The organism is Sphingopyxis sp. P1IMeth2 (assembly GCF_900185685.1).
Lineage (GTDB): Bacteria > Pseudomonadota > Alphaproteobacteria > Sphingomonadales > Sphingomonadaceae > Sphingopyxis > Sphingopyxis terrae_A.
The window spans coordinates 329,681-351,802 of record NZ_FYAT01000013.1 but is presented as its reverse complement, the minus strand read 5'-3'; the positions used below and the strand labels follow the sequence as shown (position 1 = coordinate 351,802).

Annotated in this window: 22 protein-coding genes; 17 read left to right on the top strand and 5 right to left on the bottom strand. The window is 65.7% G+C overall.

What is annotated here, in order from left to right:
• Positions 1-2: 2 nt before the first annotated feature.
• Genes P1IM2_RS13055 through P1IM2_RS13045 form a run of 3 tightly spaced genes read left to right on the top strand, consistent with a single transcriptional unit; the run spans position 3 to position 3,345 of the window.
• Positions 3-413, top strand: a complete 411-nt coding sequence (locus P1IM2_RS13055; protein WP_062900506.1) for a DoxX family protein — start codon at positions 3-5, stop codon at positions 411-413.
• Positions 410-1,987 carry an MFS transporter gene (locus tag P1IM2_RS13050; protein ID WP_186402719.1) on the top strand — a complete coding sequence of 526 codons (1,578 nt, stop codon included), beginning with the start codon at positions 410-412 and terminating at the stop codon, positions 1,985-1,987. Before P1IM2_RS13055 ends, P1IM2_RS13050 begins: the two co-directional genes overlap by 4 nt.
• Positions 1,987-3,345 carry an alginate export family protein gene (locus P1IM2_RS13045; RefSeq protein WP_186402718.1) on the top strand — a complete coding sequence of 453 codons (1,359 nt, stop codon included), beginning with the start codon at positions 1,987-1,989 and terminating at the stop codon, positions 3,343-3,345. Before P1IM2_RS13050 ends, P1IM2_RS13045 begins: the two co-directional genes overlap by 1 nt.
• Here P1IM2_RS13045 and P1IM2_RS13040 read toward each other — a convergent pair.
• Positions 3,342-4,271, bottom strand: a complete 930-nt coding sequence (locus P1IM2_RS13040) for a LysR family transcriptional regulator (RefSeq protein WP_186402717.1) — start codon at positions 4,269-4,271, stop codon at positions 3,342-3,344. The genes P1IM2_RS13045 and P1IM2_RS13040 overlap by 4 nt on opposite strands.
• A 111-nt stretch (positions 4,272-4,382) precedes the next feature.
• On the opposite strand from P1IM2_RS13040, the gene P1IM2_RS13035 reads away from it, so the two are divergent.
• Together P1IM2_RS13035 and P1IM2_RS13030 are read left to right on the top strand one after the other, a co-directional pair.
• A complete protein-coding gene (locus tag P1IM2_RS13035) occupies positions 4,383-5,081 on the top strand; it encodes a pirin family protein (RefSeq protein ID WP_186402716.1) in 699 nt (232 codons plus the stop codon).
• 54 nt (positions 5,082-5,135) lie between these two features.
• A complete protein-coding gene (locus P1IM2_RS13030; protein ID WP_186402715.1) occupies positions 5,136-5,834 on the top strand; it encodes a pirin family protein in 699 nt (232 codons plus the stop codon).
• Between the two features lie 421 nt (positions 5,835-6,255).
• Here the strand turns inward: P1IM2_RS13030 and P1IM2_RS13025 are convergent, their stop codons facing one another.
• From P1IM2_RS13025 to P1IM2_RS13010, 4 genes are all read right to left on the bottom strand, one after another.
• The gene (locus P1IM2_RS13025) at positions 6,256-7,512 is read right to left on the bottom strand and encodes a cation:proton antiporter (RefSeq protein ID WP_062900512.1); all 1,257 of its coding nucleotides are present in this window, start codon (positions 7,510-7,512) and stop codon (positions 6,256-6,258) included.
• A 46-nt stretch (positions 7,513-7,558) separates the two neighbouring features.
• Entirely contained in the window at positions 7,559-8,836 is a 1,278-nt protein-coding gene (locus P1IM2_RS13020; protein ID WP_217372575.1) for a DUF2254 domain-containing protein, read from the bottom strand.
• 84 nt (positions 8,837-8,920) lie between these two features.
• Entirely contained in the window at positions 8,921-9,913 is a 993-nt protein-coding gene (locus tag P1IM2_RS13015) for a cation diffusion facilitator family transporter (protein ID WP_186402714.1), read from the bottom strand.
• A gap of 50 nt (positions 9,914-9,963) precedes the next feature.
• Positions 9,964-12,360, bottom strand: coding sequence for a membrane-bound PQQ-dependent dehydrogenase, glucose/quinate/shikimate family (locus P1IM2_RS13010; RefSeq protein ID WP_186402713.1), 2,397 nt, complete (start codon positions 12,358-12,360; stop codon positions 9,964-9,966).
• Between the two features lie 656 nt (positions 12,361-13,016).
• Here P1IM2_RS13010 and P1IM2_RS13005 point away from each other — a divergent pair.
• The 12 genes from P1IM2_RS13005 (at position 13,017) to P1IM2_RS12950 (ending at position 22,120) form a co-directional block, all read left to right on the top strand.
• Positions 13,017-13,223 (top strand): hypothetical protein, encoded by a 207-nt coding sequence (locus P1IM2_RS13005; protein ID WP_186402712.1) that lies wholly within the window; start codon positions 13,017-13,019, stop codon positions 13,221-13,223.
• Positions 13,224-13,330: 107 nt separating this feature from the next.
• A complete protein-coding gene (locus P1IM2_RS13000) occupies positions 13,331-13,876 on the top strand; it encodes a spore coat U domain-containing protein (protein WP_186402711.1) in 546 nt (181 codons plus the stop codon).
• Positions 13,873-14,505 carry a spore coat U domain-containing protein gene (locus P1IM2_RS12995; RefSeq protein WP_186402710.1) on the top strand — a complete coding sequence of 211 codons (633 nt, stop codon included), beginning with the start codon at positions 13,873-13,875 and terminating at the stop codon, positions 14,503-14,505. Before P1IM2_RS13000 ends, P1IM2_RS12995 begins: the two co-directional genes overlap by 4 nt.
• Complete coding sequence (locus P1IM2_RS12990; protein WP_186402709.1) at positions 14,499-15,284, top strand: molecular chaperone; 786 nt, start codon at positions 14,499-14,501, stop codon at positions 15,282-15,284. Before P1IM2_RS12995 ends, P1IM2_RS12990 begins: the two co-directional genes overlap by 7 nt.
• Before the next feature lie 3 nt (positions 15,285-15,287).
• The gene (locus P1IM2_RS12985; protein WP_186402708.1) at positions 15,288-17,654 is read left to right on the top strand and encodes a fimbria/pilus outer membrane usher protein; all 2,367 of its coding nucleotides are present in this window, start codon (positions 15,288-15,290) and stop codon (positions 17,652-17,654) included.
• Positions 17,642-18,637: a spore coat U domain-containing protein gene (locus P1IM2_RS12980; RefSeq protein WP_186402707.1), complete on the top strand. Its 996-nt coding sequence runs from the start codon at positions 17,642-17,644 to the stop codon at positions 18,635-18,637. The genes P1IM2_RS12985 and P1IM2_RS12980 overlap by 13 nt, the downstream gene beginning before the upstream one ends.
• A gap of 120 nt (positions 18,638-18,757) precedes the next feature.
• Complete coding sequence (locus P1IM2_RS19015) at positions 18,758-19,369, top strand: MarR family winged helix-turn-helix transcriptional regulator (protein WP_186402706.1); 612 nt, start codon at positions 18,758-18,760, stop codon at positions 19,367-19,369.
• Positions 19,370-19,677: 308 nt separating this feature from the next.
• Complete coding sequence (locus P1IM2_RS12970; protein WP_186402705.1) at positions 19,678-20,220, top strand: LuxR C-terminal-related transcriptional regulator; 543 nt, start codon at positions 19,678-19,680, stop codon at positions 20,218-20,220.
• A gap of 61 nt (positions 20,221-20,281) precedes the next feature.
• The gene (locus P1IM2_RS12965) at positions 20,282-20,614 is read left to right on the top strand and encodes a hypothetical protein (protein WP_186402704.1); all 333 of its coding nucleotides are present in this window, start codon (positions 20,282-20,284) and stop codon (positions 20,612-20,614) included.
• Positions 20,615-20,652: 38 nt separating this feature from the next.
• Positions 20,653-21,150 carry a hypothetical protein gene (locus P1IM2_RS12960; protein WP_186402703.1) on the top strand — a complete coding sequence of 166 codons (498 nt, stop codon included), beginning with the start codon at positions 20,653-20,655 and terminating at the stop codon, positions 21,148-21,150.
• Positions 21,090-21,674 carry a JAB domain-containing protein gene (locus P1IM2_RS12955; RefSeq protein WP_186402702.1) on the top strand — a complete coding sequence of 195 codons (585 nt, stop codon included), beginning with the start codon at positions 21,090-21,092 and terminating at the stop codon, positions 21,672-21,674. The genes P1IM2_RS12960 and P1IM2_RS12955 overlap by 61 nt, the downstream gene beginning before the upstream one ends.
• Positions 21,671-22,120, top strand: coding sequence for a MarR family transcriptional regulator (locus P1IM2_RS12950; protein WP_186402701.1), 450 nt, complete (start codon positions 21,671-21,673; stop codon positions 22,118-22,120). Before P1IM2_RS12955 ends, P1IM2_RS12950 begins: the two co-directional genes overlap by 4 nt.
• Positions 22,121-22,122: the final 2 nt, after the last annotated feature.

Sequence of the window (22,122 nt, the reverse complement as noted above, 5' to 3'; positions counted from 1 at the left end):
CGATGAACGCGCCCGCTCCCATCGCCCGCCTGCTTGGCAAGCGCGGCTTCTCAACCCTCGCTGCAGCGCTTCTCACCTTGCCTTATTGGACGAGCGGGATCACCAAATTATTCGATATGTCAGGCGCGCTTGGCGAGGCCCGGCATTTCGGGCTCGAACCTGCGATACTCACCGTCATCGCAACAATATTCGTCCAGATCGGCGGTTCGCTCCTCGTCATCCTTGGCCGCCAGGCGTGGCTCGGCGCGGGCGCGCTCGGCGTATTCACCGCCGCGGCGACGCTGATCGCCCATCCCTTCTGGGAGGTCGCCGACCAAATGGCGCGCTTTCACGAGCGTAACAGCTTCCTTGAACATGTCGGACTGATCGGCGGCCTGATGCTCGCCGCGATCCTGCGGACGCAAAAATCATGACCGACACGGCTTCCCCTCCCCCGCGTCCGCTCGCAAGCCCGCTATTCCGCGCGCTGTGGATTGCCACGGTCGTCTCGAACATCGGCACCTGGATGCACGACGTCGGGGCGGGCTGGCTGATGACCTCGCTGTCGCCCGATCCGCTGATGGTCGCATTGGTGCAGGCCGCCACAACCTTTCCGATGTTCGTCCTCGCGCTTCCCGCCGGAGCGCTCGCGGATATCGTCGACCGGCGCAAGCTGCTGATGGGGGCGCAACTGTTCGGCCTAACCGGCGCGGCAATTCTGTCGGCATTGACGCTCGCGGGTCTGACCGACGCCCGGGTCCTGCTCGCCTTTACCGCCGCCATCGCGATTGGCGCGGCCTTTTCGGCGCCTGCCTTCCAGGCGATCGTCCCCGAACTCGTGCCAGGACCCGCACTGCAACAGGCGGTCGCGCTCAATTCGCTGGGCGTCAACATCGCGCGCGCGATCGGCCCCGCGCTCGGCGGCCTGATCATCGCAGCATCCGGGCCGGGCGCAGTATTCGCCGTCAATGCCCTTTCCATCCTCGGCATCTTGGTGGTGCTCGCGCGCTGGCGGCGTGTCGCTCCCGATCGGCAACTGCCCGCCGAGCATATGGTAGGCGCGATGCGCGCCGGCTTGCGCTATGCGCTGCGAGCGCCCGAACTCAAGGTCGTGCTCGTCCGCTCGGTCGGCTTCTTCCTCTTCGCCAGTGGTCTCTGGGCGCTGCTGCCGATCATAGCGCGCCGCGACCTCGGGCTCGGCCCGCTTGGCTATGGCGGCCTCCTCACCTTCATGGGATTGGGCGCGATCGGCGGCGCGATGCTGATGCCAAAGCTGCGCGGCACAATGGGCGCCAATGCGATCACCCTCGCCGCCTCGATCCTGCTCGCCATCGCCATGGCGGGCTTGTCGCAGGCTGCGCAATTCGCGACCGCTGCGGCGGCGTTGTTCGTCGCGGGACTCGCATGGATCGCAATGATGGCGTCGCTCAACGGCGGCGCGCAGGCAACCTCGCCGGGCTGGGTCAAGGCGCGCGCGCTCGCCATCTACCTGCTCATTTTCCAGGGTTCGATGGCGGCGGGCTCGACCTTGTGGGGATCGATCGCCTCGCACATCGGCGTGCCATCGACCCTGCTTGCGTCCGCCACTTTGCTCGTTGCAGCGAGCCTGATCCTCGCCTGGCGCTTTCCGCTCGACCGCGCGAGCGCGCTCGATCTTGCGCCTTCGTCGCATTGGCCTGCGCCGCTTGTCGACGGCGCGGTCGAACATGACAGCGGACCGGTGCTGGTGACGATCGAATATCACGTCGACCCGGCGAAGCTGTCCGACTTCTTCACCGCAATGCAGGCGATGCGCCGCATTCGCCGCCGCGACGGCGCAATCCATTGGGGTGTTTACGAGGATACCGCGGCGCCTGGCACAGTGGTGGAAACCTTCACCGTCGAAAGCTGGCTTGAACATCTGCGCCAGCATGATCGCGTCACCAACGCCGACCGCGTGCAGCAGGACGCGCTCGCTGCCTTTCTGAACGGCGAGGCGCCAGTCGTGCGCCATTTCGTCACCCGCTGATGCGCCACCTCCTGCTCCTCGCCGCGCTCGCGCCCGCAACGGCCTTTGCGCAATCGGTCGAGCAGACAAATTTGCGCTACGACGAGGATTGGTCGCTTCTGCGCGACGTCCCGCGCGAAGGCTGGCGGCAGCCCAAATATGTGCCGCTCGATGACACGGGCGATGCCTATCTGACCCTCGGCGCCGAAGCACGGGCGCGCTTCGAGGGCTTCGGCAACAATCTGTGGGGCGATCCGCCGGCGCCCGACGATGGCTATCTCTGGCTGCGTGTCATGCCGCATGCGGATCTTCACGCCGGCCCGGCGCGCGTCTTCGTGCAGGGTATCGCCGGCTATGCGCGCGGTGTCGCTGCGGGCAAGGGCCCAGCCGACGAAAGCGGGATCGACCTGTTGCAGGGTTTTGCCGACGTCCGCGTCGCGCTGGGCGGCGCCGGCAAGCTGACACTGCGCGGCGGGCGTGAACTCGTTGCGCTCGGGTCAGAGCGCCTTGTCGGCATCCGCTATGGCCCCAATATCCCGCAGGCTTTCGACGGCGTGCGCGCAATCGCGGATATTGGCCCGGTCCGCCTCGACGCATTTCATCTCCGCCCCGTGGCGATCGGTGCCGGCGATTTCGACGACCGCACGTCAACGACCCGGCGGCTCGACGGGCTTTACGTGACCGTCACGCCCGCCAAGGACATCGGGGTCGACGCCTATTGGCTGGGATATGCCAATGAAGCCGCGCGCTTTGCCGGTCGCGCCGGGCGCGAGATGCGCGACACTTTCGGGCTACGCTTCTTCGGACGCCGCGGGGACCTGGGCTGGAATTGGGAAGCGATGCTGCAGCGGGGCCACTTCGCGGGCGACCGTATTCGCGCCTGGTCGCTCGCGACCGAAACCAGCTGGAGCTTTCCGCAGGCGGCCCTGAAGCCGCGCCTGCGCCTTCGCGCAAACATCGCCAGCAGCGACCGCGATGCCACGGACGACAGACTCGGCACCTTCAATGCGCTATTCCCGAAGGGCAAATATTTCGGCGAACTGTCGCCGATCGGCCCGCGCAACATCATCAACCTCCATCCCAGCGTCGATTTCGACCTTGGCGATGGGGCGTCGCTCGAACTCGTCGCCGCACGCTTCTGGCGAGAAAGCCGCGGCGACGGCATCTACGACATACCGGGCGGCCTCATCCGTCCCGCTGGCGGCAGCGAAGCGCGACACATCGGCGACCAGCTGGAAATTTCGGTTGCTTGGCAAGCGACGACGCTTCTGTCCTTCGCCGCCTCGCTCTCCGCCTTTCGCCCCGGCTCTTATATCCGCGACACAGGACCAGCCCGCACGATCCAAATGGTTGGAGCCGAGGCAATGCTGAAGCTCTAAAGATCGATCATCCCGGCAAGCTCGGCGTCATCCTGTCCGAGCTCGACAAATTGTTCGAGCAGCCACAATGCCGCCGGGCCGGGCGGCGTGTCACGGCGCCAGACGCCCGCAAAGCGATAGGTCCCTCCTGGATGATCCGGCATCGCAAGCTGGATCAGCGTTCCCGTGACAAGATCGGACTCGATCATCGGCAGCGGCATATTGCCCCAGCCTATGCCTTCGCGCAGCAACGCGTGCTTGGCGCCGAGATCGGCAAGTCGCCAGGTCTTGGGACTCATCACCGAATAGTCGCGCCCCTCGGTGAACCGCGATCGGTCGGTCAGGACAAGCTGCGTATAGTCGCGTCCCGCGCCCGGCGGGATACGTTCCATCCGGCTAAGCGGGTGGTCGGGCGCGGCGACCGGGACCATTGGGATCGATCCCGCCGCTATGCATTCGACCCCCTCGACCCCGGCGGCCAGCGGCCCCGATATGCCAAGGATCGCCTTGCGATCGAGAACCATTGCGGTAATCGCCCCGAGCGCTTCGACATGAAGCCGCAGCTGCACCGTCGGGAACTTGGCCGCAAAGGCACGCAGCACCTTACCAAGCCTTTCGGACGGCAGCATCACGTCGACCGCGAGATCCACCTCTGCCTCCAAGCCGTCGAGCATCCCCTTTACCTTGGCGCGCAGGCCATCGATACCGACGGAAATCGCGCGAACTTCCGACAGCAGCGCGCGGCCCGCGACGGTGAGCTGCGGTTTGCGCGTTCCCTCGCGTTCGAAGAGCGTGAGGCCGAGCTGCGCCTCAAGATTGGAAATGCCGTAGCTGATCACCGAAACCGCGCGATTGAGCTGACGACCCGCCGCCGCGAAGCTGCCCGTGTCGACGATAGCAAGGAAGATGCGAAGCTGGTCCAGCGTCGGGGTGCCGGGATTGTTCACTTTTCCACTTCCTCGAACAGTTCGATGCAATTTATCCCACTGAACCAAATGGCGGGCAATGTCTAAAAGCTTTTCAACAGCAGCCACCCCGGCGCGCCCTGGAGACAAAAAATGATCGAACTTCGCCCTTTCGACAGCCTTGGAGGCGCCAATCACGGCTGGCTCGACGCCAAACATCATTTCTCGTTCGCGGGCTATCACGATCCCGCGCGCACCAGCTGGGGCAATTTGCGCGTCTGGAATGACGACACGATCCAGCCGCAGACCGGCTTCCCGCCACATCCGCACCGCGACATGGAAATCATCACCTATGTCCGCGAAGGCGCGATTACGCATCAGGACAATCTCGGCAACAAGGGCCGTACCGAAGCCGGCGACGTGCAGGTCATGAGCGCCGGAACGGGTATCCGCCATTCGGAATATAATCTCGAGGACGTCACCACGAAGATCTTTCAGATCTGGATCGTTCCGACCCGCAGCGGCGAAGCGCCGCAGTGGGGCGCCAAGCCTTTCCCCAAGGGCGAACGCTCGGGCAGGTTCGTCACGCTCGCCTCAGGCTACGAAAATGACAATGACGCGCTGCCGATCCGCACCGACGCGCGCGTCGTCGGCGCGACACTGCGGGCCGGCGAGACTGCCGAATATCCGCTCGGCAAGGACCGCAAGGCCTATCTCGTCCCGGCGAGTGGCGCGGTGCAGATCGACAACCTCCGCGTGAATGCACGCGACGGCGCAGCAATCAGCGATATGGACATATTGCGCGTGACAGCGATCGAGGACAGCGAGATCGTCCTCGTTGACGCAGCATGACGAAAGGCTGGAGCGTCGCCATCGCGGCGGCGCTCCAGCCACAGGAGAAAATAGATGATCCAGTTCAGGGATCGCGGCGCGCGCGGCCGTCACCAAGGCGGTCAGATCGACGCCCGTCACAGCTTCTCCTTCGCGGACTATAACGACCCCAGACACATGGGATTCCGGGCTCTTCGCGTGCTTAACGAAGACCGCGTCGTCCCCGGCGCTGGCTTCCCCGAGCACGGCCATCAAGACATGGAGATTGTGACGATCGTCCTGAAAGGCGCCGTTGTGCATCGCGACAATCTGGGCAACAATGCGATCATTCGCGCGGGCGAGGTGCAGCGGATGAGTGCCGGCACCGGCATCCGGCATAGCGAGCGCAACCCCAGTGCCGACGAACCCACCCATCTGCTCCAGATATGGATTATTCCGGCCGAGGCTGGCGGCGCGCCTTCTTATGAACAAAGGTCGTTTGCCGACGACGGTGCGCGCAACCGCTGGGTCACGATAGCAAGCGGTGATGCGCGCCGCGAATCGCTGACGCTGCGGCAGGACGCGGTGATGGACGTCGCGCGCCTTGACGACGGGAATATCCTCACGCGCTCGCTCGACCCGACACGCGGCTATTGGGTTCAAGTCGTCGCAGGAATCGTCAGCCTCAACGGAACCGAAATGCGCGGAGGCGACGGCGCCGCGGTCACTTCGGAAGACAGGCTTGCGATCGAAGCGGAAACCGACGCGGAGGTGCTGCTAATCGATCTACCCTGACCCGTACGGTGCGCCCAAGCCCCGATCACAGCAAGGAAAATGACCATGTGGTCAAGCATCGATCCCGCCGACCGAGCGGCTCCTGTCGACTTCGACTGGCTCTTCCCCGCAGATCTTCAGCGTGTATTCAACGCGCGTGACGCCGGCCTGCGGGCCGCTGCAATTAAGACATCAATGTCGCGGAGCCGATAATGTTCGAGGCTGATGCCTTGCGATCTGCTCCCGAGGCCGGCGGCGTCCACCACCACGGCAAAGGGGCAATGCTCGGGCATGCGGGACCCCTATCCACTCCGCATATGGTGACGGGAAAGGGATGTCGGCGAAATAGTCGACGGCAAAATAGCTCGCCTTTGAATAGTGCTCAATTCAACGGTCTAATTCCCCGCTCTGCCAGATGCTCTATCACCGTCGCGCCCCGGCCCTAGGACCGCGCTTCGCGCCATTTGATGGCCCGTCCGATCGTACCGCCCTGCACGATGACCGAAAAGAGAACCGCAATATAGGTTGCCGCGAGAATATAGGGGCGCTCCGGGCCGTCCGGCAGGCCGAGTGCGAGGGCGATTGATATGCCGCCGCGCAGCCCGCCCCAGATCAGCGTAATCGGCGCCAGCCTGCCCAGCGGGAGCAAGGTTCGCATCACGCCCAGAGGGGCCAGCACGGACAGGCAGCGGGCGGCAAATATGAGCGGAATCGTGAGTGTACCCAGCAGAATAATCCGCGTGTCGGAGGGAATGGTAACGACCTCAAGCCCGATCAGCAGAAACAGCAGCGCGTTCAGAATGTCGTCGATCAGACTCCAGAATTTGAGCAGATAATCGCGCGTCATGTCACTCATCGCGTGCGCGACGCCGTGGTTGCCGATGATGAGCCCCGCGACGGCCATCGCGACTGGACCGCTGACGTGCAGCTGGCTGGCAAGAGCGTAGCCGCCCATCACCACGGCGAGGCTGATCATCACCTCGGTCTTATACTCATCGATAGACTGCATGGCCCTGAAGGCTGTCCAGCCGATGACAAGGCCCAGAAGAATCCCGCCGCCCGCCTCGGCCACGAACATCCGCAGGGCGTGCGGCGGCGAAAGGGGGGCGCCGCTTGCCGCTGTAGCAAGTAGAATCGCGAATATCACGACTCCCACGCCATCGTTGAACAGGCTTTCCCCCGCCACGGTCGCCTGCAGCGTGGGTGGAACATCGGTTTCGCGCAGGACACCCATGACGGCGACCGGGTCGGTCGGGCTGATGAGCGCCCCGAAAACCAGGCACCAGATCAGGGGTATGGCGATACCCATCCAGCCCGAAAGCAGGTGAAGTCCGGCACCGACGAGCGCCGTCGAAAGAAGGACGCCGATCGTCGAAAGCGCCAATATTGCCCAGCGCCCCCTGCGCATTTCGGTCCAGTCGACATGGAGCGCGCCCGCGAACAGCAGGAAAGAGAGCATCCCGTCCATCAGCGCTGCGTGGAAATCAATGCCGGCGATAAATTTCACGATTTCGTCCGCCACCGATGGCCCTGACAGCAAACGATCGAGCGCGACGACGAGAAGCGACGCAACGGCGCCCATGATTGTCAGGCCTATACTGGTCGGCAGGCCGATGAAGCGGTGATTGATATAGGCAAGCGCCGCGGCGAGGACGATCAGGATTGCCGCCGCATCAAAGGGCGTGATGACGAAGCTCATCGGGTCGCTTCCTTTCTTGCTGTCCGCTGCGGCCGTTGCACCGCTTCTATTCGTCGGGCAGCGCGTCGACCCAGGCCGCGCGTTTCTTGAGGCGGTCGAAATCATGGTCGAACATCCCGGCCTTGCCTGCCCGTTCGAGCGCCCGCGCCGCGTGCGACCGCGCGCAATCTGCATAAAGCTCCCGATTGTTCCTCGCCAACGCCTCGAGGGCGAACTGGAGGCGCATCTGGACTTCGACCAGTGCCGCACCGTCGCGGGCGATCGGATTGAAGAAGTCGTCGAAGAGGTCGCGCGCTGCCAGATCATGGGCGTGAAGCCCCTCGAAACAGGGCTCCTGTGGCTCGGACCGGGCATCGCCATAGGCGAGCATGACGCGCAGGCCGGCACCGATGACTTCAATTGCGGTGCCTGGGTCGTTGACCGCGGGCGACAAGGCTCGCGACGCGATTTCGGAGAGCACGATCAGCCCGAAGCGTGGATCCTGATCATATTCGCGATCGGCACCAATGGTGATGCATTTGGCGATCCGGGCGGCGCAGACATCGTGCGCGGGCGGCGACACGTAGGCGACGGGACGCGCGGCATGAACGAAGGATCCCGCGATAACGTCTATGTGAATGGTGACGCTGGCATCGGCGGCGATGTCGGCGAGCGCGGCCATGTCGATGTGCCGGACATAACCGACGTCCGGGCACATAACTTCGGACGCGCCATAAGGGATCATCGTCCAGGGCCGCGCCCCAAGGCGCGGGCGGTTCCCCCATTGCCCCGCAGGCGCTGTCGCGGCCTCTTCGACACGCTTGATCGTGTCGCCTACGCGCCCGAACTTGCCCAGTTGCTCGATCCAGCGCAGCAGGGTGCCGGCAATGATCAGCAGGACGGCAAGCGTGGCGCCGAACAGGATGATCCGCCCCTTGTCGCTGTAGAAGCCGGCGGCGAGGCCGATGATCCCCACGATGCTGAAGAGGAAACTGCCGATGAAGGTCGCGAGCGTGTTTTGCGCGACAGAATCGCTCAGCAGCAATTTGGTCGACCGAGGGGTGACGTTAGCCGCCGCCGCCGAATAGGCCGACACCATGACCGAAAGCGAAAAGGTCGTCACCGCCAGCATGCTCGAAGCGAGGATATCGAGGATATTGCCGACCGAGCCTGCCGCCAGGGTGAGGTTGAAGTCATAGGGGATCAGGGGCTCGGCTATCGCGGCGAGCACCGCCGTTGCTACCGCGGCGAGGCTGAACATTGCCGCGCGGACCCATATCTGCTTCCTGAACTGGCGCAGCAGCCAGCTGGTCCGGCCGATGAACGGCCCGTCGAGCGGCATCATTATGGCCTTCCGAACGCCGTAGCAGCGTGCCGTGTGGGCGGATATTGCACCTTCATCCTCCTGTCGCTGCTGCCGTTCCCTCGGCTATCGGGTGGAGGGAGCGCTGCCGGTGCTGGTAGCACAGGCGGACGCCGACTGCATCAGCCGCGCATCCTCGCGCCGTTCAGGCCGGATGTAGATGGAGCTGATGTCGGGGGCGGCCGCCTTGAGTTCGGCCTCAATCGCCGCGATGAGCGTCTCGGCGTCGCCCATGCGCAAGTCATCCTCGAAATCGGCGCTCACCGCGACGAATATCGCCTTTGGCGCGGTGTGAATGGTGCGGACATGGTTGACAGCACTGACGCCCGCACGCGCGCCCACCGTCTGCTGGATCAGGGCAATCAGCGCCGGATCGGCGGCTTCACCGATCAATAGCCCTTTCGCTTCGCGGGCCAGCAGCGCGGCAACTGCGGCGAGGATGAGGCCGATCGCGATCGATGCGGCCCCATCGATCCGCGCATCGCCGGTCGCATGACTGAGCCAGACTCCTGCCGCGGCGATGAGGAGCCCGGCAAGCGCCGCGCTATCCTCAAACAGGACGATGAAGGCTGCGGGATCCTTTGACTGCCGGATCGCCTGCCACCAGCTGCGTCCGCCGCGCCCGGCATCGAAAGCCCGCACGGCCAGCGCCCAAGATGCACCTTCGAGCAGGAAGGCAATCGCGAGTACGATATAGTTTATCGCGGGATCGCGAAGTGGAGCAGGAGCGCGGATATGGATCCAACCCTCGTAGATCGACATGCCCGCGCCCGCCGCGAAGATGAGGATCGCCACCACGAACGCCCAGAAATAGAGTTCGCGGCCGTAGCCGAAGGGATGGCGGGCATCGGGCGAGCGGCTCGCCCGGCGCTGGCCATAGAGCAGCAGCATCTGATTGCCGCTGTCGACGAGCGAGTGAATGCCTTCGGAGGCCATCGATGAGGACCCGGTGATGGCGGCGGCGACCAATTTGGCCGCAGCGATGCCAAGATTGGCGAAGAGCGCGCCAAAGAGCACGATATTCGCCTTTAGATGACGAAGGGAAAGCGTGTTACTCATCGGTCCACCCCGACGAGCATCGACGGCCTGACTGTCAACATATCCCGCGATCAGGGCAGCGCATAGGCCACGACCTCATCACCGACGGGTGTCTCCATGAAATGATGGCCACCGGCATAGATCACGAGATACTGTTTGCCATTGGCTTCATAGGTCATCGGCGTCGCCTGCCCGCCTGCGGGCAGCACGTCGGACCAGAGCGTTTTTCCGGTCGCAAGATCGATTGCCCGGATCAGATTGTCGGTAGCCGCCGCGACGAAGATCAGACCGCTCGCCGTCACCACGGCGCCGCCATTGTTCGGCGTGCCGATGGTAACGGGCAGCATCGAGGGGATGCCGAACGGACCGTTGGTTCGGGCGGTGCCGAGCGGGCGGTCCCAGATCGTCTTGCCGGTCGCGATGTCAATCGCGCGAATGCCCCCATAGGGAGGCTGCTTGCACAGCAGCCCTGTAAAGGGCAGCCGCCATCCGGCGTTGACGTCGATCGCATAGGGAGTATGCGCCTGGGGATCGCCTGCCCCTTCGGCTCCGCCGATAGTGCCGCGTGCCTGATCGCGCGGCGCCCAACCCATTTCATTTGCTTTGCGCCGCGGCACGAGGCGGACATAGTTGGGCATGTCGTTATAATTGGCAACGATCACCCCGCGCGCGGGATCGACAGCGACCCCGCCCCAGTCCGTGCCGCCGTTGTAGCCGGGATATTCGATCGAGCGCCGCATGCTTTCGGGAGGCGTGTAAAAGCCCTTGTAGCTCGCCTGGCGGAACTGGATACGGCAGATCATCTGATCGATCGGCGACATGCCCCACATATCCTTTTCGGTAAGGTCGGGCTTGCGCAGCGTGTGCCAGAGCGACACGATCTGCGTCGGCGCGCGATCCTTGGGCTCGACGCCGCCGCCGGGCGCCCTGATCGTCCCGATCGGGGTCAGCGGCTTGCCCGTTCGCCGGTCGAGCACGTAGATGTCGCCCTGTTTCGACGGCAGCACGATTGCTGGCACGGTTCCGGTCGCCCCCGGATAATCGATCAGTGTCGCCTGCGCACCGAAATCATAATCCCACACGTCCTTCTTGACCGCCTGGAAATGCCAGCGCGGCTTGCCCGTCATCACGTCGAGCGCGACCAGCGAGGTTGCAAATTCATTCTCCGCGGGGCGCCGCAGGCTCGAATAATAATCGGCCGCGGCATTGCCCATCGGCAGATAGACGAGGCCAAGAGCTTCATCGCCCGAAGCGATCGTCCACATGTTCGGTGTTCCCCGCGCCCATGTCTGTCCTGCGGGAGGATAGCCGTCCCAATCGGGATGCATCATGTCCCACGCCCATTTGAGCTTGCCGGTTGCCGCGTCGAAGCCGCGGATCACACCCGATGGTGCCCAGCGGTCCTGCCCGTCGAGCACCTGGTGCCCGGTCACCACGACCCCGCGCACAATCGTCGGTGGCGAGTTGATCGAAACATAGCCCGGGGGCGTGTTCCCCATTCCGATCTTGGTGTCGACCTGACCGTTCGCCCCGAAATCCTGGCAGGGTCTGCCGGTGACGGCGTCGAGGGCGAAGAGCCGCGCGTCAAGCGTTCCGAAGATGATCCGCCGCGCGCAGGGCTGACCGGCAGCTGCTGTCGGAACGGCATAATAGCTCACGCCGCGGCAAGCCGCTGTATAGGGGATTGCATCATCGGGGACCTTCGGGTCGAAGCGCCAGCGCTGCTTGCCGGTCGCCGGGTCGAGCGCCATGACGATATTCTTCGGAGTGCAGATGTAGAGGCTGTCGCCAATCTTGAGCGGCGTATTCTCCGCGCCATAAGTCCCTTTGGCGGCGCTGGACGGCAGATCGCCGCTATGGATCGTCCAGGCGCGCTTGAGCGTGCCGACATTGGCGGGAGTTATCTGTGCGAGCGGCGAATAGCGACGCGCGCTTTCGGTGCCGCCATAGGCAGGCCAGTCGACCCCGGTCTGCATGAGCGCCGGGTCGGTCATCGCCATCCGGCTCGCCGGCAACGGCCCGAGCGGGCGCGATGCATTCAGCCAGCCAAGGGTGGCGCCGCCCGTGGCCAGCAGGAGAAGGACAAGCGCGCTCCCTGCAAGCGCAAATCGCCAGCGCCGGGGCCGCTTCGACAGCGCGGCCATCGCGAACAGCACGGCGACAAGGAGCACGGCGGGCGCGACGACGCGCGGTACGAGCGCCCAGCCGTTGCCGCCCACTTCCCAGAACGCCCAGAGCAGCGTGAACAGCATGACGGCGCCGTAAAGCCAGCCGCCAAGCATCCGCCCGCGCATCAGGAGCAGGCCCGCAGCCAGCATCGTAGCGCCTGTGGCAAGATAATAGAGGGACCCGCCGAGCAGCGCGAGCCAGAGCCCTCCTGTCACAAGCACAAGCGCAATGAGTGTCAGGAGCGCGCCGACGAAGAGCGCGATAAGGGGAGCCGGAAAAAGCGTGCGGAAGCGGATCATCGCCAGTCCTTCTTATGGGGCGCGTATAAAGCACCGGACGCGCGGCAGGGCGGCCGCATCGCGCACCCCGACAAGGCAGTAACACGCCGCAGCGCCGAACGATGCGTCGCGCCGAAGTAAATGTTGCGCGGGCGGGCCTCCCCCGCGACCGCGCCGCCGACAGATATTCAGGGGCGGGCATTATTCTGGGAGACCTTGCGCCCCTAAAAACAGACCAGACCTCGGCAATCTGACGCTCGATTACGCCGACCAAGCGAGAAGCGCGCGCCTTCATCTATCTCGATGACAGTGCGGTCCGCGACCCTTGCGCTTTGTAAAGATGCGGCCGGTTCAAAAGCATGCAGCTCGCGAGGCTCGGCAACCAGATTGCCCGGGCCCCGGACCCGACCTCGACGCGCAGGCTTGAGCACCGCATCGAGATTGAGCGCACGTTAGCGACCCTAATCGTTAAGACTATCGGCGACCAGATGCACTGGGATCGCGATCGGCATAGCGATTGAAGGCATCCGGACCGTGGGCCACCACCGGCGGTAATCAGCCCCCACCGCCGTTCGCTGGAGCCGCGTCGCTCACCTTGGCGAAGACATGGTTAGGATCCGGTCCGGAGTGGAGCAAAGCAGGATTCCATGAAAAACTGAACATTTCCAATATTTTGCATGTCAGTCAATGACCGTTCGCGCTCTGCTTTTATCGCGCGCCGTGCCAACGCTTTCCCGATGGCTCCGATTTGGGCGCGCTTGGCCGCGACGCAGGCAATATCGCATGGCATAGCGAGCTTTGCCACCTTGGGTGGTGCCAAAGATACAATTACCGCCTCGTCAATCGACAAGGCGAATATATTACTCGCATATTTCAAATATTAGTTTCGATAAAGTTCTATATTTCTCTCATATACCAAATATAAAAGTTTGTTCCTTAAATAGACAACTTCAGATCCGTTAATCCTGTTCGGAAATGAAGGAGTCTTGTCATGAGGAAACAATTTGCCGTTTCCATCGCCGCCGCCACTCTCGGCCTTGCTCTTGCAGCACCGGCGCGGGCCGACATCACCGGCAGCATCGATGCGACGATCACACTCGAAGCGGGCTGCATTATCAACGGCCAGACGCTGAGCGACGGCGCCGGTGGCGCCGACTTTGGTACGATCGACTTCGGCACCCAGAATACGTTGTTCAGCGAGGCCGATGGCGAACTTCTCAGCGGCGGCGGCGCGCTTCGCATCCAGTGCAGCCCCGGGATCGTCCCGACGCTGTCTTTCGAGGCCGGCGAGAATGACGGTTCGGGCGCGGGACCGGGCGCGCATGCCATGGCGCACGCCAGCAGTCCCGGCCATTATGTCTCCTACAATCTCTACAGCAATGCCGGGCGCAGCACGGTCATCCCGGTCGGCGGCAGCCTCACGCTCGCGGCTACCGGCGCCGAACAGCAGATTGACATCTATGCGCGCGCCTTCGGCGAGCCGGGGCTCGTGACGGGCGCCTATAGCGATACCGTCACGGTCGTGCTCGAGCTGTGACGCCCGGCGCGCGCCTTCTTTTTGCGGCCCGTCAGGCCGCCTCCCCGTTTGCGGCGCGCCCCACCGCGCCGCAATCGCCGGCGCATCGCCGGTCGCTTCAGCGCGCCGCGCTGGCCGCCCTCGCCATCGTGGTCCTTGGCGGGGGCGGCACCCCGGCGCGCGCCGAAACGAGCGCGACCTTCGGCGTCGCCGCGCGGATCGACGCGGGATGCCTCGTCGACGGGCTTGGATCGAGCGGCGACGCGGGCACGATGGGCACGCTCGATTTCGGAAGCGACATGAGCCTTTCGACCGCCACGCACACGGCCTCGGCAAGCGCTGCGCAGACGATCCGCTTGCGCTGCACGCCGGGAACCGCGCTGCTCATGACGATCGACGGCGGCGAGCACGAAGCAGGCGGCGTGCGCTACCTCCAGCACGGCGCCGACAGCGGAGCGCGCATCGCTTACAGTCTGTGCAGCGACGGGAGCTGCGCCGCACCGATCGCGGTCGGCGCCGCGACCCCGGTCACGGTCCTCGATGCGAATAGCGAAGATATCAGGCTGCCGCTCTATGGCCGCCTGACCCTGCCGGGCGCCCTGCCGCCGGGTCTCTACAACGATCGGTTGTTGGTGACCTTGTCATGGTGACGCGCCGCCTTCCTCCTCGCGCCGCACTGCGGCTTGCGGCGGCGCTCGGCTTCTTCGCGCTCGTGCCCGCCCTCGCCCGTGCCGAACCGCCGGCCTCGCTCCTGATCTGGCCGGTCAATCCGGTAATCGAGGCCGATCGTCAGGCGGCCGCACTGTGGCTGGAAAATCCGGGATCGACCCCGGTCACGCTGCAGGTGCGGATATTCGCCTGGGCGCAGCAGGACGGGCAGAATGTCTATGCAGCGCAGGACAGGGTCCTGCCCTCGCCGCCGCTCGTCACCATTGCCCCCGGCGAGCGCCAGCTCGTGCGGCTGACACGAACCGCCCCTCCCCCGGCGGCGGGCGAAGACGCCTACCGCGTCATCGTCGATGAGATTCCGACCCGCGCCGCCGCCGAAGCGGCGCCGGCCGCTGCCGTGAGCTTCCGCATGCGCTATTCGCTGCCGCTCTTCGTCCCGGCCCCGTACGCCGCCCCCTCGCGGAACGGCGCCCGGAAGGACCCCGCCGACGCGCCCGCGCCATCGCTGAGCTGGCGGATCGGCGAGGATGCACGCGGCACCTTCGTCGAGATCGTCAACAGCGGCAGCCTGCATGCGAGGCTGGTCGAGGCGCGGCTCGAAGAGGGCGCGCGAAGCGTCCCGCTGGCACCGGGGCTCCTCGGCTATGTGCTCGCCGGCAGCCGCGCCCGCTGGCCGCTCCCCGAGGGCGCACCGCATGCGCGGCTCAGTGCCGGCGTCAACGGGGGCGAGCGGCAAATGCTCGCACCGGCGGACGAATGACCCGTGGCGCGGGGGCGCATCGCGATGCCGCTCGCCGGGCTGATTGCGAGCGTGCTCGGCGGCCTGCCGGCGGGCGCCCTCGCTGATGAGACGGGCGGCACCAATTCGGGTGAATATGGCGCTCTCCCGCCGCCTGGCGCCGGGCCTGCTGCCACACTCAACACCCCCGAAACGCTCATGCTCGAGCTCGTCATAAATGCAAAGCCGAGCGGCCGCATCGTCCGCGTGACGCGCGAAGGCGCGCGCCTGGCGGTTCTGCCCGCCGATCTCGCGCGCGCCGGGATCAGGGTCGCGCCGGATGGCGCGCCGCTGTGGCTCGACACGCTCCCTGGCCTCAGCGCGCGCTACGATGCGCCGCGCCAGCGGCTCGAGATCGTCGCCGCGAGCGCGCTGCTTCCAGGGCAGAGGCTGGGCGGTACGCCGCGCAAAGCGGCGGCCGCGCGCTACGACATGGGCGCACTCCTCAACTATGACATCTATGTCAGCGGCGGCAGCGGGCAGAAGTCGGCCGCCTCGCTCTACCATGAAGCGCGCTTCTTCAGCGCCGCAGGGACGGTATCGACCACGGGCGCGCTGCGCTCGGGACACGGCAAGGCCTATATTCGCTACGACAGCGTCTGGCGGCGCTCCGACGAGGCGAGCGCGGTCACGGTCGAGGTCGGCGATGTCGTCACCCGCGGCCTTGGCTGGGCGAGCGCGGTGCGGCTCGGCGGTATCCAGGTGTCGCGCGACTTCGCCGTGCGCCCCGATATCATCACTTACCCGCTCCCGCAGTTTTCGGGGAGCGCCGCCTTGCCCTCGACCGTCGATCTGATCGTCGGCGGTCAGCGCGTCGCGGGCGGCGCCGTCGATCCCGGCCCGTTCAGCGTCGAGGCCCTGCCACCGGTCAGCGGCGCGGGCGAAGCCGATCTGATCGTCACCGACATGCACGGGCGCAAGATCCAGACCGCCATGCCCTTCTATGTCGCAAGCGATTTGCTGCGGCCCGGGCTCACCGATTTTGCCGCCGCTTTCGGGGCGTTCCGCAACCATTATGGCACCAAAAGCTTCGATTATGGCGATATTGCCGCCACCGCTTCGCTGCGTCACGGCGTGACCGACGCGGTCACCCTCGAGATTCGCGCCGAGATCGCTGATGGCGCCGAGCTTGCCGGCGGCGGCGCGGTCGTCGCGCTCGGCGGCGGCGGCGTGCTGAGCGGCGGCTACAGCCGTAGCTTCGGCGACGGCAGCGCGGGCGGCGAGTTGACGCTCGGCTATGAATATCAGTCGCGCTTCGCCTCGATCGCGCTGCGTTACGCGCGCCGCACCGGCGATTTCACCGATCTCGCTGCCGCCGCGGGCGGGCGCGCGTGGCGGGCGCGGCGCGTCTTTTCGGCGGCGCTGAGCTTCGCGCTCGGCCGCGCGGGCACCCTCGGGGTCGGCTATTTCGATATTGCCGCCGAAGATGAGCGCGCGAGCCGCCTCGCCAATGCGGCGTGGACGCTGCCGCTGGGAAGCGGCAACCGTCTCGCCGCGACTGTGTCGCACGACTTCGGTGACCGCAGCTGGTCGGGCGCACTCAGCGTCAGCATTCCGCTCGGCGGGACTCGCGGCACGCTCGGCGCCGGCGTCTTCGACGCGCCGGGCCAGCGAATGGGCTGGCGCGCCGACTATAGCCGCGCCCTGCCGGCGGCAGGCGGGTGGGGATGGAATGCGAGCGCCGCGGCTGCCGATGGCGGCGGGCTTTACCTGCGTGGCGATGCCGCGTTGCGCACCGACGCGATGACGCTGCGCGGCGGCGCTTATGGCAACGGCGAGGCGACCGTCTGGGGAAGCGCAAGCGGTTCGCTCGTCTTCATGGACGGTGGGCTTTTCGCGGCCAACCGGATCGCCGATGCCTTTGTCGTGGTGAATACCGGCGCGCCCGATATTCCGGTGCGCTATGAAAATCAGCTTGTCGGGCGCACGAACGGCGACGGTCAGCTGCTGATTCCCTGGGCAAGCGCCTATTATGACGCGCTCTATGCGATCGATCCGCTCACGCTCCCGGCGAACGCGCGCGTTCCGCTCGTCGAGCAGCGCGTCGCGGTGGCGCGCGGCAGCGGGCATGTCGTGCGCTTCCCGGTCGAGATCCGCCGCGCCGCGACGGCGACGCTCCGGCTGCCCGGCGGCGCCCCGGTCCCCGCCGGCGCGATCGTCCATACAGGCGCCGTAACCAGCTATGTCGGCTGGGAGGGCTTCGTCTATCTTGAAGACTTCGACGCTGGCGAGCGTCTCGACATCGATCTCCCCGACGGCGCGCGCTGCAGCGCGCGGCTCGGCGAACCCGCCGCCGCCGATGCTACCGCCGATACGGTCATCGATCTTGGAGACCTGCCATGCGCCGCCTGACCTTGCTTCGCGGCCTGCTCGGCGCCGCCTTCGCCGTGGCGGCGCCCGAGGCCGCCTCGGCCTGCACCGTTGCGACCGCGAATACCAATCTTGGCACCACATCGACTTTTGCCGCCGCCAGCGCCGCGCAGCAGGCGAGCGGGTCGGCAGGGCTCTCGTGCGACATATTGCTGGCGGCGCTCACCACCCATTATGTGGGACTGCGCGTCGAGGCATCGAGCTTTCAGCTGACCGGTCCCGGCGGCGCCACCATCGGCTTCGCCGCCTCGCTTGCGCCCGGCGGCCCCGCGCTCGGCGTCGGAAGCTTCCAGGATCTTTCCTCGTTCAGCCTCGTCAGCCTCTTCGCCGGCGCCGGGGGATCGATCCCAATCTATGTTCGTACCACGCCGACCGCTTCGCTGCCTGCAGGGACCTATACGGGCTCGCTCGATCTGCGCTGGTATTATTCAGTTTGCTCGCTCGGGGTGGCGGTCTGCCTCGCCTATTCGGCAAGCCCCGGGTTTGTGCGTCCCGTGCCGCTCGTAACCTCGCTCAACTGGGGAAGCGGCACCGCGGTGCGGATCAACATCAGCCTGATCCTCGAAAAAGACTGTCTGATCGACGCCCCGGCGATCGACTTCGGCGCCGCGCCGCTCGTTGGCAGTTTCGCGCCGGTGACCCAGACGCTCACCATCCGCTGCAGCGCCGGCGCCGCCTATAGCGTCGGCCTCGACAATGGCGCCCACGCCGCGGGCGCGCAGCGCCGGATGACCAATGGCAGCGCCTTTCTCGCTTACGAAATTCTGAAGGGCGCGGCCTCGCCCGATCGCTGGGGGCCGCTCGGCGCCGAGCGCCGGTCGAGCGGCGATGCCGAGATCAATGCGGGCGTCTATAATGGGCTGGCGGCGCAAGGTTTCACTTACCGCGCACGCATCGACGGCGCGCAGCCTACCCCGCCCGCGGGAAGCTATAGCGATACGGTTCGCGTCGATATCGAATTCTGACCGGCTCCGCGCTGCAAGCAAGCACCGCGATGCGTCCGGATCGGAGACAAATTGGCACCCGCGCAAGGTTAAGGTGCGACATGAAGCTGTCGTAAGCCTATCCAGGAAAGGAGGACCATCATGGGTCAATCCTGGGAGAGTTTCGAACGCCAGTCGGGCATCGATCCGCGCCGCTTCGGCCGCCTCGAGGATCATCTCGAAAGCCTGATCGCGCGCCTCGAATATCTGATGTTCGAATACCCCGAGCGCACCGACGCCCCGATCACCCACTTGGCACGGCGTGGAGGGCCTGCTCAAAACCGCGAGCACGGAGCCGGCGCAGCGCAGGAAATCGAGGCAATCCAAAGGGACGCGAACGGCCTTCCCGCGGCCCCGCCCGCTCCGCCCGCAAGCTTCCCCGGGGCACGCGCCGCGCTTGTTCGCGAACGATTGCGTCAGCGCCGGGCGCGCGAGACGCTGTTCGGCGATATCTTCTGCGACCCTGCCTGGGACATGCTGCTCGACCTTTATGCTGCGCATTATGAATGCAATGAGGTGTCGGTATCGAGCCTCTGCATCGCCGCGCATGTGCCCGCCACCACCGCGCTGCGCCACATCGAGACGATGACGGAACGCGGCTGGCTCGAACGGCATGCCGACCCTGCCGACAAACGCCGCAGCTTCATCCGGCTCACCAATAAGGCGCGTACGCGCCTCGACCGCTATTTCGACGATCTGCCGCGCCAATCGTAGAGCCGCTTCGCTAGCACCCGACGGGAGATAGCAAGCGCTCCCAGGGGCCGGTGGTTACTGCCAGTTTTGCAGCAATATTTTCCTTATGCGCTCGCGCCCGGGCGGCGCGTTTCCGCGCGTCGGTCGCCGTTCTGATCGGGCTCGCAAAAGGCGCGCTTCCGGCCATATTCTGCCCTGGTTTCGCGCGGTGCGCGAGGTCGCCCGTTCACTCGGAACGCGAAGCGGCGGGGCTGGTCAGGCAGATCACCCTGCCGCGCCCGCTTGTGCGCCGAGCCCGATTCATGGTTAAAGACGCGGGGCACAAACAGATGAAAACCGGGCCACACCCTGATCAACGCGCCTTCACGGCGCTGACGCGCAAGCAGATCGCCGTCCTCGACCTTCTCGCCAACAACCGGACGAGCAAGGAGATCGGTCATGCGCTCGGGATTGCCGAAGCCACGGTCAACCGCCGCATCGAAGTGCTGCGCTCGCGCCTCGGCGGCGTGACGCGGCACGAGCTTGCGCGCCGCTACCGCGACTGGACAAGTCTCGCGGACACCTCCGAACCCGCTGCCGACCCATGTGTAGAAACACCACCCCAATTTCTACCACTCGCCGAGCCGGGGCTCGTGCGCCACGTCTCGGGTCAGGACGAAACCGCCACCGACCGGTTTGAAGACGCCCTGAGTCTATCGCTCGAAGCGCCGTGGAGCCGGGAAGCAAGACAGCGGATCGTCCCCGGGGTGCTCGACGGCAAACATGCCGTGCTGGCCCGGATCGCGACGATCATAGCGATGCTGCTGGGGATCGTCGCCAGCCTCGTGCTGGGGCTCGCCGCGGCGAGCGCGATCACGGACCTTCTCGGCTAACGACCCCGCCGCGAAATATTGTGGCGTGCGCAGCGAGCGCGCAGGCCCTGGGGGTAAACTCATGACCGACGCCGTACCCGCCTATATGGCGCGCATCCGCAACCAGATCCGTCTCGCCGAAGCGAAAGCCGACGAGAGCCTGCTCGCCAAGCTCGACGTGATGCAATCGATCCTGCGCGCGCGCCAGGTCGAAGATATTCCCGCGCCGCATGTCGGCCAGGAAGCGATCGTTCGCCTAGGCCGCGCAATCCAGTCGGACATCGGCGCCGCGAACGACATATTCCGTTCGCACAATGCGCTGGTCGGCGACAAGATCAAGATCACCGGCATGCCGGGGCACGACGACACGCTGGCGTTCGCCGAGCTCGAATCCCAAGCCGAAGCCGCCGCCTGACGATTGACGGCGCCGCCGCGCGGGGCCACCAACCGGTCATGGGTTGGATCTGGGCCTTCAACATCGCCTCGCTGCTGCTCCTGATCATCGCCGCCAGGCGTTGGGGAGCGGCTCCCGAGAGGATCTGCACGGCGGCGCTCGTCTTCATGAATGTCGGCGACCTCATCTATCATGCGGTCGTGGGGCGGTGGACGATCTACGCCTCGGTCGACGTCGGGCATCTCGTAATTGACGGGCTGATTGCGGCGGTCTTTCTTGCCGTCGCGATCCAGGCCAACAGGGTCTATCCTTTATGGCTCGCAGCAATTCAACTGGTCTCGGTGATCGCGCACTTCGCGCGCGAGGCCAACAGCCAGGTGGCGAAACTCGCCTACGCGCTGATGGACTATCTCCCCTATTATGCGCTGCTGATCATTCTCTTCATGGCGATCCGCACGCATGCGAAGCGGGTGCGGCGTATCGGACCCTATCCGGCGTGGCGTCGCTCATCGAACCCTTCGCGGGCGCCCGTGCCCCCGAAGCCGCCGCCGGCCTGATCGGGCGCTTCGGCGGGCTCGGCCGCGCGCTCGCCGCAACGCCGCAGCAATTGCTCGAGGCGCTCGGGGGTGATGTTCCGCTTCGCGACGCGATCGTCGCCGCGCGCACACTCATGATTGCAGGGCTGCGCGAACGCATCACCCGGTCGGTGGTGCGCACCGACGATCCCGACTTCCTCCATTATCTGCAGATATTGCTGGCCAAGGCGCCCGTCGAATGTCTCCACGTCACCTTCGCCGCGCATGACATGGGCTATCTGGGCGACGAGCTGATCGCACGCGGGACGATTGCTCGCCTCGGCATCGAAATCCGCCATATCTTCGAGCGCGCCTTCGAGTTCGGGGCGCACGCGATCATCCTTGCGCATAACCACCCGACCGGATCGAGCGAACCGAGCGCGCGCGACGTCGAGTTCACGCGCCGCATCGCCGCACTCACCAGCGCGGTCGACATTCCGCTCGTCGATCATCTGATCGTGGGCGCCGAGCGCGTGACGAGCATGCGCGCGCGAGGTCTGCTATGAAGGCCGAAAGCCCGGCCGCGGCGGTCTCAAGCGAGCCGCCCTCGCTTGAGACGGCGCTCCACAAGATGCGCCGCTCGCCTGATGACCAAGCTGACGACAGCAGCGACATGATATTGCTTGTTGCGGCACGCGCCGAGCAGGAATATGCGAACCGCCGCAGGCGCGAGCGGGCCCTGCCCGGCGATCTGCTCGGCGAACCGGCTTGGGACATGCTGCTCGACCTCTATGTCCAGAAGGCGCGCGCACGTCCGGTGAGCGTCCACAGCCTGTGCATTGCCGCGATGGTTCCGCCGACGACCGCGCTGCGCTGGATCGACAAGCTGCTCGCCTGCGGGCTTGTCGAGCGGCGGCGGTGCGAACGCGATCTCCGGGTCGTGCACATCGAACTGACCGGGCGCGGGATGACGGCGATCGAGGCACATTTTGCGGGCACGCAGGCGTCGTAGCA

Excerpts from the sequence above, each read along its gene's own strand:
- P1IM2_RS13055 (WP_062900506.1), top strand. The coding sequence starts at position 3 with ATGAACGCGCCCGCTCCCATCGCCCGCCTGCTTGGCAAGCGCGGCTTC.
- P1IM2_RS13050 (WP_186402719.1), top strand. The coding sequence starts at position 410 with ATGACCGACACGGCTTCCCCTCCCCCGCGTCCGCTCGCAAGCCCGCTA.
- P1IM2_RS13045 (WP_186402718.1), top strand. The coding sequence starts at position 1,987 with ATGCGCCACCTCCTGCTCCTCGCCGCGCTCGCGCCCGCAACGGCCTTT.
- P1IM2_RS13035 (WP_186402716.1), top strand. The coding sequence starts at position 4,383 with ATGATCGAACTTCGCCCTTTCGACAGCCTTGGAGGCGCCAATCACGGC.
- P1IM2_RS13030 (WP_186402715.1), top strand. The coding sequence starts at position 5,136 with ATGATCCAGTTCAGGGATCGCGGCGCGCGCGGCCGTCACCAAGGCGGT.
- P1IM2_RS13025 (WP_062900512.1), bottom strand. The coding sequence starts at position 7,512 with ATGAGCTTCGTCATCACGCCCTTTGATGCGGCGGCAATCCTGATCGTC.
- P1IM2_RS13020 (WP_217372575.1), bottom strand. The coding sequence starts at position 8,836 with ATGATGCCGCTCGACGGGCCGTTCATCGGCCGGACCAGCTGGCTGCTG.
- P1IM2_RS13015 (WP_186402714.1), bottom strand. The coding sequence starts at position 9,913 with ATGAGTAACACGCTTTCCCTTCGTCATCTAAAGGCGAATATCGTGCTC.
- P1IM2_RS13010 (WP_186402713.1), bottom strand. The coding sequence starts at position 12,360 with ATGATCCGCTTCCGCACGCTTTTTCCGGCTCCCCTTATCGCGCTCTTC.
- P1IM2_RS13005 (WP_186402712.1), top strand. The coding sequence starts at position 13,017 with ATGTCAGTCAATGACCGTTCGCGCTCTGCTTTTATCGCGCGCCGTGCC.
- P1IM2_RS13000 (WP_186402711.1), top strand. The coding sequence starts at position 13,331 with ATGAGGAAACAATTTGCCGTTTCCATCGCCGCCGCCACTCTCGGCCTT.
- P1IM2_RS12990 (WP_186402709.1), top strand. The coding sequence starts at position 14,499 with ATGGTGACGCGCCGCCTTCCTCCTCGCGCCGCACTGCGGCTTGCGGCG.
- P1IM2_RS12980 (WP_186402707.1), top strand. The coding sequence starts at position 17,642 with ATGCGCCGCCTGACCTTGCTTCGCGGCCTGCTCGGCGCCGCCTTCGCC.
- P1IM2_RS19015 (WP_186402706.1), top strand. The coding sequence starts at position 18,758 with ATGGGTCAATCCTGGGAGAGTTTCGAACGCCAGTCGGGCATCGATCCG.
- P1IM2_RS12970 (WP_186402705.1), top strand. The coding sequence starts at position 19,678 with ATGAAAACCGGGCCACACCCTGATCAACGCGCCTTCACGGCGCTGACG.
- P1IM2_RS12965 (WP_186402704.1), top strand. The coding sequence starts at position 20,282 with ATGACCGACGCCGTACCCGCCTATATGGCGCGCATCCGCAACCAGATC.
- P1IM2_RS12960 (WP_186402703.1), top strand. The coding sequence starts at position 20,653 with ATGGGTTGGATCTGGGCCTTCAACATCGCCTCGCTGCTGCTCCTGATC.
- P1IM2_RS12950 (WP_186402701.1), top strand. The coding sequence starts at position 21,671 with ATGAAGGCCGAAAGCCCGGCCGCGGCGGTCTCAAGCGAGCCGCCCTCG.